The sequence below is a fragment of the Levilactobacillus suantsaii genome (genome assembly GCF_004115745.1).
In the GTDB taxonomy this organism is placed as follows: domain Bacteria; phylum Bacillota; class Bacilli; order Lactobacillales; family Lactobacillaceae; genus Levilactobacillus; species Levilactobacillus suantsaii.
The window spans coordinates 19,553-29,643 of the sequence record NZ_QXIL01000025.1 but is presented as its reverse complement, the minus strand read 5'-3'; the positions used below and the strand labels follow the sequence as shown (position 1 = coordinate 29,643).

Here is a 10,091-nt window from a genome sequence, read left to right as displayed (position 1 = left end):
AGCTCTCAATAGTGTGGTGGCGATAGCCTGAAGGATACACCCGTTCCCATGCCGAACACGGAAGTTAAGCTTCAGCACGCCAATAGTAGTTGGGGGATCGCCCCCTGCGAGGATAGGACATTGCCACGCGATTATTCCGGCATAGCTCAGTTGGTAGAGCCCCTGACTGTTAATCAGGTTGTCGACGGTTCGAGTCCGCCTGCCGGAGCTTATAGTGGAGAGTTGTCCGAGTGGCTGAAGGAGCAGCATTGGAAATGCTGTAAACGGGTACTAACCTGTTTCGAGGGTTCGAATCCCTCACTCTCCGTTACGCTTCAGCCAAATCATGGTATGTTTCGTATCATGACCCGTTGGTCAAGTGGTTTAAGACACTGCCCTTTCACGGCAGTAACATGGGTTCGAATCCCGTACGGGTCATTGTTTCATTTTTGGAGGATTAGCTCAGTTGGGAGAGCGTCTGCCTTACAAGCAGGGGGTCACAGGTTCGAGCCCTGTATCCTCCATTGGTAACATAACTCTATTATGGTCCGTTGGTCTAGTCGGTTTAGGACGCCTGCCTGTCACGCAGGAGATCACGAGTTCGAGTCTCGTACGGACCGTTGTTATGTTATTGAATTTAACACAACAACATTACATGAATGGTGAGAAATGGCTCGGTAGCTCAGTCGGTAGAGCAATGGATTGAAGCTCCATGTGTCGGCGGTTCGATTCCGTCCCGCGCCATTTATGGAGGGGTAGCGAAGTCTGGCTAAACGCGGCGGACTGTAAATCCGCTCCTTCGGGTTCGGTGGTTCGAATCCACTCCCCTCCATCATAGGGATATAGTTTAAAGGTAGAACTACGGTCTCCAAAACCGTCGGTGTGGGTTCAATTCCTACTATCCCTGTTGTAATGTTATGGCGGTATTGGTGAAGGGGTTAACACACCGGATTGTGGTTCCGGCACGCGTGGGTTCGATTCCCACATACCGCCCTATGATTGGGGCATCTTGTAACATTTGTTGGTCCAGTCAGATTGGATAGACGATTATGGTGGTATAGCCAAGTGGTAAGGCAGAGGTCTGCAAAACCTTCATCGTCGGTTCGAATCCGATTACCACCTTTGACTTGGGTGTATCCAATCAAAATTTTTTGCCGGAGTGGCGGAACTGGCAGACGCGCTGGACTCAAAATCCAGTGTCCGTTGAGGACGTGTGGGTTCGAACCCCACCTCCGGTATAACTAAGATTCATATGCCTGTTCAAAAATAAGCAAAACGTTGATTATTCAGCGTTTTGCTTATTTTTTTGGCTCTTCGTCAGTCGAACGTCAAAACAGGCTCTTTGTCAATTGGTTTTGGTCGATTTGATTGTAGCACACGAACAGTGTGTCTTTTTTCATATCGCAAACAAAAATGGTGTTGATGAATTTTGTCCATCAACACCAAATATCATAGAGCCATCTATTTTCTAAACATATGTCCGCAATAAGAATAAAGTAAAAGCCCACTTAAGGGCTCTTATGTAGATTACGCTAGAGGGCACCAAAAAAGCCTTCACTGAATCCCGTCATCCCAAGATAAAAGGCGATACAAGCAAAGACCAATAGCGTTACGCCCGCGCCATTCCGTTTTCTTTGAATGGTTAGGATGCCTAACACAAAACTGGCAATCGCCGTCAGGGGAATAAATAGGCCGAGGATGACTAGCGGCCAGCCCCAAGCCATGAAAGGCCAAATTGGTTTGACTATAGCCTGCGTCTGGGTCCGAACGGGTTTGGGCCTGGTTCTGAGTGGCCGCTGCGGGTTCAGGTGCCACTGAGCGACTGACTTGCTGTTGGGCGCCACAATACGGGCAGAACTCCGCATCTATGCGAATCTGCTTGCCACATTTTTGACAAAACTTAGTTTCAGTTGCGTTTGTTTCTTCCAAAACTTCTCCTCCTCATATGTATCCAGATTATGGTGACTAATTTTATCAGTTGCCAGCACCAATTCCAGAATATTACCAGTATAAGATATCTCATACGTGAGTTGCAATAACCATTATGGAAAATGGCAATATAAGTGACATGAAATTGTCCTCTGAATCGCTTAATAGGGGGAAATCACAAATACAAACAGCACCTAGACCAATTCAGGACTAGGTGCTGTTTGTATTGGATGATGACCAGATTTCAAAGAGCTGGTTAAACTTAATTAAATTCCCAGTAGTTGTTTCTTCTTGGCTTTGAATTCTTCGGGCGTCAGGACGTCTTCATCGACTAATTGCTTTAGTTGACGCAGTTCAGCTGCCAGATCCGTAGCGGGCTGTGCGGGGCCTGTGGTAGCGTCCGTCAGGGGTTGGTCAGAAGAAGTTTGTTCGGGGACCGCTTCTTTAGCAATTTGAATGAACTTGGGATCATCGAATAAGAAATAATCAACGTGATTATTTTTAACTTGGGCAAATAGAAGTTCGAAATCTGGTTTACCGATGTACTGGCGAAAGGTATAGTCTGTTGTTTTCGTCGCGGTGTTAATTTCTTGGCTTAGATCCATCAATTCGTCCAGGAGTTGTTCCGCCATTTTTCGCGTTTCCTCAGGATTGGTATGGTAAGCCTCAGCGTATTCTTTGATGTCTAAATCGTCGCTTTGAAAATCATAGAATTTATGAGTTTCATCTAACCGGACCGGCATATCGGACGACGTCTTGGTCAAATCAAAAATATCTTTAACGGTCAGTGGGGGTAACGCCGGATCATCGGCCGGAAATTCTGGGACTAAAGCGGCGTCTTCGGTAGCGTCCGGTTCAACGAGATTCGCCGCCTCACTAGTTGGCTCAGATTCAATAAGGGTCGCGTCTGGATGCGCGGCGACATCACCAGTAATCAGGCGAATCAGGTAAATGGCAAGCTGTTCGCCATCGATATCGCCAGTGAGGTAGACGTCTTTACCGCGGGTCTTCATGACGCCCACACCATCGGCGTAGGGGACAACGTTTGCAATCCCCGAATACAGGACTTGCTTGACCCGACCATCAGCAGCCAGCACAATCAGGCGTTGGTTGGTGAGTAGCACCGTCCCAGTATGGATGATTTCCAGTTGAGTGGTCTGCTCGTTCATTGGTTTGACCGACCCACTGCGCCAGTAAACGCCTTGCATGAGCTTAACATGACTGGTCACGCCGGAATAATTGAACCGGGTGGTGTGGGTCCGTTCTTCCTCCCAATTAACGGTAGTGGTACTTTTAAAATAAGGCAGTTCAGTCGATTTCAAAATGACACCGGTTGAGTCTGACTCATCGATTGGCAGTAAGCTCATCGTTTTTAGGGCCTTTAGTTGAGTCTCGTGGTCCTGCGCACGTTGCGCGCGTTTCGGCGTCGATTGCTTATGGTACCAATAATAGAGGCCGCCAACGATGGCGGCGATTGGCACCACGATATACCAGTAAGTGATGGCTAGTGCGAGGACAAAAATGATGACGGCCCAGCCAAAACATCCAATCTTGTTATTCAATTCTTCTTCTCCTCCAAAATAAGTCGCTTAAAAGTTGTTCAGGTCTAAGAAATGGATCGCCGTGATTGTCGTGACTAATCCTTAAGTCAATCCTGGAGGTGGAGATTGCCCCCACACGTCCCTCACGGACACTGGATTTTAAACCCAGCCCCCAGGTTAATCTCGCCAGCAATCGTGAGGTCACCACCTTACCTACAACGTTTAGATAACTTAAATAGTACCATAGTTAGTTTATGAATAAGCCGAAATTACTAAAAAGGCGTTGCTTAGGTGAGGCGACACTGCCTAGGGCGGCTAAGCCTGGTACGCGGTGATGCTCAAGGCATGACAATTGTCATCAACAGTCATGACAAACGCGACTAGGCGATGCGACCGTCACTTGGTAGTCTGAGACCATCTAGTAAGGGAGGCGGGCACATGACAACCATCATTCAAGCGCAGCAACTGGATTTTAGCTACGGATCCCACCAGGTCTTAAAGAACTTGACGTTAATGATTCAAGCGGGTGAAATTATCGGTTTGATTGGTGAGAACGGGGCGGGGAAAACGACCCTGTTGAACTTATTATTAGGCGTTAATCAGCCCCAGCACGGACAATTGACGCTTTGGGGCCATCAGCCGGGAGTGCCGGTTGTGCAGACTCAGATTGGCTCGATGCTCCAGGGGGACATTGCAGTCCAAGGCATCACGGTGGGCGACGTCTTAAAATTAACAGCCAGACATTATCCGGCGGCGTTTGCGGTCCCAACGTTATTGGCTCAATTACAGTTAACGGACTTGGCAAATAAGCGGCTAACGGCCTTGTCGGGCGGCCAATTGCGGCGGGTCACGTTTGCCTTAGCCTTGGTGGGGAACCCGAACCTCTTGTTTTTGGATGAACCCACGGTGGGGATGGACGTGACGGCGCAACGGACGTTTTGGGCCCGAATTGCGGCTTTAAAGACCCAGGGCAAGACCATCATCATGACCAGCCACTACCTGGATGATATTCAACAAGTCGCCGACCGTATCTTTCTACTCAGACACGGGCAGTTAGCGTTTCAGGGGACGTTTCGGCAGCTGCAAGACCAGTACCGGCAGGTTGAAATTGTGGCGCAAACCACGTTAGCGGCCAGTACCTTCAACAACTTACCAGGTGTGACGGCGGTTGATTTGACCGCGGGGACGTTGCACCTCAGTTCTGAAGATGGGGACGGGACCCTCCAAGCCCTAGTCCCGTACTTACCGGAGTTGCATCAAATTGTGATTCGCCGGGAATCCTTGGCCGATATCTTTGTTCATTTAGTTCGGGGGGCGTCAGCATGAAAATTTTAATCGCCCAACTCCAGTTTGATTTTCGCCGGTTGGTCTTACGCAACACGTCGTTTCAACTCTTTACGGTCTTGATGCCAGTCGGCTTTTATCTGCTGTTTACCAAAGTTTTGATTACGGGGACGCTCGGCGAAAAGGCCCAGTTTGCCGTGGGTTATCTGGGCAACATGATCGTATACAGTGGTCTGCTCAACGCCTTGTTTGGCTTAGCCACACTCTTACTGCATGACCGGGAACGGGGACTGGTCCGGTGGCTCCAACTCACGCCCAACGGGATTTGCAGCTATTACGTGTCGGTGGGACTGGTGACCTTTGCGATGAACTTGATTGCGGTGCTTGTTTTGAGTGGCGTGGCGGTCGCCGTGAACCACGTCCAGCTGACGTTAGGGCAAGGCCTCGGTTTAACGGGGGGAGCGTTAATTGGTCAACTCCCGCTTCTGAGTTTGGGCGTCCTCTTGTCCTTCATCGATCGGGCCGAAACGCTGAGCGCACTGGCGAACCTCATCGTGTTTCCCCTGGCCATCATCAGTGGCCTTTGGTGGCCGCTAGGAGTGTTTCCTCAGTGGGTTCAAGTTATCGGGAAGGTTACCCCAACTTACCAGCTGAACCAATTATTAGGCGCCCTGATGTTGCATGGTAAACTAAATCTAAGCAGTCTGACGGGTCTAATGTTGTGGACCTTAGGGCTGATCATTGTGGTCGCGAGTTTGGCTCGTTACCGCTTAAAACGGGGTGGTGGGGTTGTCCAAAGCTAGCTGGTCGTCCAAGGTGACCCGGTTGAACTGGGCCAATTATGTGTGGTTGCTTTACCTGCCGTATACGGTCATCCAATTTTTACCCGCTCGGCGGCTGACGGATTGGGTCTGGTTAGGGCTAGTGGGGGTCTTTCTCGGACTTTATAGCTTAGTGGCGGAGGTCAAGCGGTGGCGCAAGGTCACGATGCCTTTGGAGTTAGGGGTTGCGGGGGTGTTTTCGCTTTTTGCGGCCAATAATTACCTGATTATTTTTCCGGGCTGGCAAATCTTCAGCATTTTGAGTCGCTGGCCTAAGCCATATTTTTATGGGTATGCGGGCGGGTACTACGCGCTCTTACTCGGGGGCTTATTGCGGGACGGCTTGGTCGCACCCGATTTGCTGACCTGGCAACATGGTGAATTGATGGGGTTGCTCTTTCCCCTATGTTCTCCGGTGATGGCTTACGCCTTTTCCCGTTCCATCGTAACTCGGCGCCAGTTAGCCCAAACGAATCGGCGGCTAGAGACTATTATTCAACGCAACGAACGGGAACGGATTGCGCGAGATTTACATGATACCTTAGGACAGAGTTTTTCAATGATCACGATAAAAGCAGAATTAGCAAAGAAATTATTGACCCGGGCGCCGGAAGAGGTACCGGCGGAGTTGGACGATATTGCCCAAACCAGTCGGGAGAACCTCCAGTTGGTACGGGCCATCGTTAATGGGTTGCATCAAAACTCGTTGAGCGATGTTTTATTGACCCAGAGCCACAATCTGGCCACCGCGCACGTTCAGTTACAGACCAGTGGGGAAACGGCCGCAACCAAGTGGCCGACCCCAATTCAGGGCCGATTTTCTGCCGTTTTAAGAGAAGCGTTGACCAACGTGATTCGACACGCCCAGGCCAACAGTGTCCAGGTGACGTTTACGACGAACTCGACGACTTATCGCGTTGTGATTCAAGATGATGGTCGCGGTGGAACGCTGCATAGAGACGGGGCCAACGGGATTGCGGGGATGCGCGCGCGGATGATAGACGCTCACGGGACGTTTGCCATCACCGCGGACCGGCACGGCACGCAGGTGGCGTTGTCTCTACCAAAGGAGAAATTATGATTACCCTTTATTTGGCTGAGGACCAAAGCCTATTGAATTCGGCCTTGGCCCGCCTATTGGATCTAGAAGCAGATTTGCACGTGGTGGGGACGGCGACTGACGGGCAGACCGCGTGGCAGGCGATTCAACGGCTCCAGCCGCAGGTCGCCATCTTAGACATTGAAATGCCAGGGCTAACGGGGTTGGATGTTGCGGATCATATTCAGGCGGCACAGGACGCCACCAAGGTGATTATCCTGACCACCTTTGCGCAACAAGCCTACTTTGAACGGGCCGTGGCCGCCCAGGTGGCGGGGTACCTCTTGAAAGATAGTCCCAGTGATGACTTGATTGCGGCGATTCGGGCCGTGATGGCTGGACGGACGATTTACGCCCCCGAACTAGTGGTGAACATGGTGTCGGCCGAAAGAAATCCGTTGACTGAACGGGAGATGGCGGTCTTGGGGGCGGCGGCGAAAGGTGTTCCCACCAAAACGATTGCCACAACGCTTTATTTATCGCCCGGAACGGTTCGAAATTACTTGTCAGCCATCTTTAGCAAGCTGGGTGTGCATAACCGGATGGAAGCCGTGGATGTTGCCCGGACAAATAAATGGCTTACTTAAAAACACGCCAGATCGGTCATGGTCTGGCGTGTTTTGGTTGCGGGTGCGCTAAGATATTAAAAATCCCCTAGCTCGCGGTGAGCTAGGGGATTATATTCAATCATCATATCGGAATTAATGGAAGTTAGGCGTTTTGATAAGCGGTTTGTAACGCGGAAGCATCTTGACTGTCGATCGAAGCGTAACGGTCGGAAGCGTACATCACACTGTTTTCACTCTTGGAATGGCTTAGGCCTAAGGCATGTCCAATTTCGTGGGTAGCCACGTTGGTCCGTTGGTTCTTGGTGTACTTGTACTTGCTTAAGAGGCTCTTGTTCAACGTAGACTTAGCGGAAACGATTTGGTTGTCATTACCGCCTTTTTGCAGGTATGAGTAGTTCGTGTAACCAGCTAGGTCACCGCTTTGGCGATGGCTTAAGGATTTAGAAGAAGTTAAAGTGATGTTGGCCTTTTGACCAGCCTTGGCTTTCTTTAAAGTGACAACGCCAACTTTGTTCCAACGCTTAACGGCGTTCTTCCAAACACTCTTGTAATAACTCGAGGAGGTATCGTATTTGTAAGTGATAGTGGTCGTGTTCCAATGGCCCCAAGAAGGGGTCTTAGCAGTCGCTTGAGCTGGGATGGTGGCGGTGAACCCCGTCAAAGTTAAAGCGCAAGTTGCGACGATAACAGCTACCTTTTTTACAAATTTGTTTAACATTTTTGTTACCCATTTTCATTAAATTCCGAATGATTGAATTTCAATTGTTTGCTATCCGATTGACTGTCATAAGTATGCCGCGAAACCGAATTAATTTCGCCAGACAATTTTGGGAGTATGGATAGTTTTACGAGGTCAAAATTTCGGAAGTGGATAAAAAAGGGGGATTTCAAAAATTAAGGACGTCAAAATGGTTACATATCAACGATTATGGCCGTTTTAGTGCCGCTGATTTTATGACCACATCGGGTAAAATGGATAGAAAAATACGACCAAATCTCACCCAGACTGGATTGCTGAGGAGAATGATCGTGTTTTTTAAAATCGTCAATAGGAAATTAAGGGTACCGAATAATCAACCGATAATTGAGTGTAAACGGCCGGAATTAGCGATATTTCACGGCCGTCCCGTAAGCCACGACGGATTGGATATCCGTGCCGATTGCGCCTGAATCAAAGCGCATCATGACCACGGCATCGGCGCCTAAAGTGGCAGCATTATCCCGTAAGCGGTCGACCGACGTATGACGAGCTTCGTCGAGCATCTTAGTGTAATCCTTGATCTCGCCGCCGACAATGTTTTTTAAGCCGGCACCGATGTTTCGAAAGACGTTCTTGGATTGGGTCGTTAAGCCAAAGACTTCCCCGAGAACAGTGTAGTCGTGATTGGGGATTTGTTCGGTGGTGGTAACTAAGAGTTTAGCTGACATAGTGTTGCCTCCTACTAGATGATTAATCTTAATATACCGGTAATCATTGGTTTGAGCAAGCTGGCCTCCAAGGCCAAAGTTTTTTCATTAATTAATTTTTGGTCGGGCCAGCCAGATCTTGAAGTGGTTTGATTGTTTATGCGGCCAACTGCGGTTCCCCTGAATAAATGACCATGCTCCACTCGAATAAACGGTTACGCCCCACAACTAGACCAGTGAGCAGCTTAACATTAAGAGGTGTTATTAGTCGGTGAATTTGGTATAGTGGCCGTGGATAGCCAAGAAGGGTTACCACGAGAGGAAGAGAATTGATGAGTAATCGCGACCACCAGCAGTCCGGGGGACCCCTGTTATCGACACTGCTCCCGGCCCAACCGTTAACGGATCACCAACGCACCTTAATGACCGAATTTTTGATGCTTGATGCGCTGCATCAGCGGCACCTATCCCGCCTGGAAGCGGCACTGGGACCATTGACTACGGCCCAATCTCAACGGCTCTTTTTCCAAGACATTCATGCCTTGGTGCACTTTCGCCACACCTTTTGGGGGTTAGTGGGGGATTTCTTAACAGCTGAGACCGATCTCAAGTATCAGTTGGCTTTCTGGGAAGGGACCTCCCACCGCAAACAGGTTTTCGACCGCCGCGACTTGTCTCAGCTCCATTCAACGCGTATCACCCAGGGCTGTCTGGTTGAAACGCTCAATTACCGGGCTCTCAATTGTCGCGTTCGTCGTACCTATACCGTGAACGGTCACCATCTCTATTGGGAACAAAATGACTTTACGCAAGCGGGGCAGCCTGTCGCTTGGGTCGACGGGTTGATGGCCCTGCAGCGTGAACTAGAGCCCAAAGCGGCTTGGCTCCAACAAGGCATCTTACGCATCGTGGATTACACGTAAGCTGACTTAAACGAGCAATAAGTGCCCGTTAGACGCACAAAAGACGCGATTGACCAGTTGTAGCTGGGTCAGTCGCGTCAGTTGTTTGAGGCGGAAAAAGGGGTCGGCAGGACCTTTGCTAGGGCTTGGGCCACCGTGGTAATGTCACCGCGTTGCAAATCGTGACTGGTCACGATGATGACGTTACGGGGATGCCCCGACAACGGAATGGTCTGCCAAATCTGTTGGTCAATGACGTAGATGGTGGCTGCATCGAGCGTCAAGTTCCAATGATGTTCAGCGTGGACTTGTTGGGCGGGCAGATGCAAGGCTGCTGCGAGTTGCTGACAGAAGTGATCGATTAAAGCGGCGTCGACGATGGCGTTGCCGGTCAGGGTAGGTTGATATTTGCCGCTACGAATATCACCCACCACCTTGATTTCAGGCATAGGCGGATTCCTCCATTACGAGATATGCCTCATTTTAGCATAGGTCACGGCGCGTCTCGCGACTGGTAGGGAAGCTTAGCGAAACTTTAAATGAAAAGGACGCATTCTTTT

The 10,091-nt window shown here is 49.9% G+C and carries 10 protein-coding genes, 11 tRNA genes and 1 rRNA gene; 17 read left to right on the top strand and 5 right to left on the bottom strand.

Annotation, left to right across the window (positions count from 1 at the left end; all coding sequences use genetic code 11):
- The first annotated feature begins 12 nt into the window (after positions 1 to 12).
- The 12 genes from rrf to DXH47_RS09905 all read left to right on the top strand — a co-directional run bounded on the left by rrf (position 13) and on the right by DXH47_RS09905 (position 1,217).
- Positions 13 to 129, top strand: a 5S ribosomal RNA gene (rrf, locus tag DXH47_RS09960).
- 6 nt (positions 130 to 135) lie between these two features.
- Positions 136 to 208: transfer RNA gene (locus DXH47_RS09955), tRNA-Asn, on the top strand.
- A gap of 8 nt (positions 209 to 216) precedes the next feature.
- A tRNA-Ser gene (locus tag DXH47_RS09950) sits at positions 217 to 307 on the top strand.
- Positions 308 to 344: 37 nt separating this feature from the next.
- Positions 345 to 417: transfer RNA gene (locus DXH47_RS09945), tRNA-Glu, on the top strand.
- Between the two features lie 13 nt (positions 418 to 430).
- Positions 431 to 503 (top strand) — tRNA-Val (locus tag DXH47_RS09940).
- A 21-nt stretch (positions 504 to 524) separates the two neighbouring features.
- Positions 525 to 599, top strand: a tRNA-Asp gene (locus tag DXH47_RS09935).
- A 51-nt stretch (positions 600 to 650) separates the two neighbouring features.
- Positions 651 to 723, top strand: a tRNA-Phe gene (locus tag DXH47_RS09930).
- Positions 724 to 728: 5 nt separating this feature from the next.
- Positions 729 to 811 (top strand) — tRNA-Tyr (locus DXH47_RS09925).
- 4 nt (positions 812 to 815) lie between these two features.
- Positions 816 to 886 (top strand) — tRNA-Trp (locus DXH47_RS09920).
- 13 nt (positions 887 to 899) lie between these two features.
- Positions 900 to 972 (top strand) — tRNA-His (locus DXH47_RS09915).
- Between the two features lie 58 nt (positions 973 to 1,030).
- A tRNA-Cys gene (locus DXH47_RS09910) sits at positions 1,031 to 1,101 on the top strand.
- Between the two features lie 31 nt (positions 1,102 to 1,132).
- Positions 1,133 to 1,217: transfer RNA gene (locus DXH47_RS09905), tRNA-Leu, on the top strand.
- Between the two features lie 316 nt (positions 1,218 to 1,533).
- Here DXH47_RS09905 and DXH47_RS12100 read toward each other — a convergent pair.
- A complete protein-coding gene (locus tag DXH47_RS12100) occupies positions 1,534 to 1,908 on the bottom strand; it encodes a zinc-ribbon domain-containing protein (protein ID WP_129033171.1) in 375 nt (124 codons plus the stop codon).
- 266 nt (positions 1,909 to 2,174) lie between these two features.
- A complete protein-coding gene (locus DXH47_RS11915; RefSeq protein ID WP_225423564.1) occupies positions 2,175 to 3,470 on the bottom strand; it encodes an SHOCT domain-containing protein in 1,296 nt (431 codons plus the stop codon).
- A gap of 417 nt (positions 3,471 to 3,887) precedes the next feature.
- On the opposite strand from DXH47_RS11915, the gene DXH47_RS09890 reads away from it, so the two are divergent.
- Genes DXH47_RS09890 through DXH47_RS09875 form a run of 4 tightly spaced genes read left to right on the top strand, consistent with a single transcriptional unit; the run spans position 3,888 to position 7,240 of the window.
- Complete coding sequence (locus DXH47_RS09890) at positions 3,888 to 4,775, top strand: ABC transporter ATP-binding protein (RefSeq protein WP_129033170.1); 888 nt, start codon at positions 3,888 to 3,890, stop codon at positions 4,773 to 4,775.
- Positions 4,772 to 5,536: an ABC transporter permease gene (locus tag DXH47_RS09885; RefSeq protein WP_129033169.1), complete on the top strand. Its 765-nt coding sequence runs from the start codon at positions 4,772 to 4,774 to the stop codon at positions 5,534 to 5,536. The genes DXH47_RS09890 and DXH47_RS09885 overlap by 4 nt, the downstream gene beginning before the upstream one ends.
- Positions 5,523 to 6,635, top strand: coding sequence for a sensor histidine kinase (locus DXH47_RS09880; RefSeq protein WP_129033168.1), 1,113 nt, complete (start codon positions 5,523 to 5,525; stop codon positions 6,633 to 6,635). Before DXH47_RS09885 ends, DXH47_RS09880 begins: the two co-directional genes overlap by 14 nt.
- Positions 6,632 to 7,240, top strand: a complete 609-nt coding sequence (locus tag DXH47_RS09875) for a response regulator transcription factor (RefSeq protein WP_129033167.1) — start codon at positions 6,632 to 6,634, stop codon at positions 7,238 to 7,240. Before DXH47_RS09880 ends, DXH47_RS09875 begins: the two co-directional genes overlap by 4 nt.
- Positions 7,241 to 7,364: 124 nt before the next feature.
- Here the strand turns inward: DXH47_RS09875 and DXH47_RS09870 are convergent, their stop codons facing one another.
- A complete protein-coding gene (locus DXH47_RS09870; RefSeq protein WP_129033166.1) occupies positions 7,365 to 7,940 on the bottom strand; it encodes a matrixin family metalloprotease in 576 nt (191 codons plus the stop codon).
- A 386-nt stretch (positions 7,941 to 8,326) separates the two neighbouring features.
- Positions 8,327 to 8,650 carry a heavy metal-binding domain-containing protein gene (locus tag DXH47_RS09865; protein WP_129033165.1) on the bottom strand — a complete coding sequence of 108 codons (324 nt, stop codon included), beginning with the start codon at positions 8,648 to 8,650 and terminating at the stop codon, positions 8,327 to 8,329.
- 311 nt (positions 8,651 to 8,961) lie between these two features.
- On the opposite strand from DXH47_RS09865, the gene DXH47_RS09860 reads away from it, so the two are divergent.
- Complete coding sequence (locus DXH47_RS09860; RefSeq protein ID WP_129033164.1) at positions 8,962 to 9,552, top strand: hypothetical protein; 591 nt, start codon at positions 8,962 to 8,964, stop codon at positions 9,550 to 9,552.
- A gap of 77 nt (positions 9,553 to 9,629) precedes the next feature.
- On the opposite strand, the gene DXH47_RS09855 is transcribed toward DXH47_RS09860, so the two are convergent.
- Positions 9,630 to 9,980, bottom strand: a complete 351-nt coding sequence (locus DXH47_RS09855; protein WP_129033163.1) for a hypothetical protein — start codon at positions 9,978 to 9,980, stop codon at positions 9,630 to 9,632.
- Between the last annotated feature and the right edge of the window lie 111 nt (positions 9,981 to 10,091).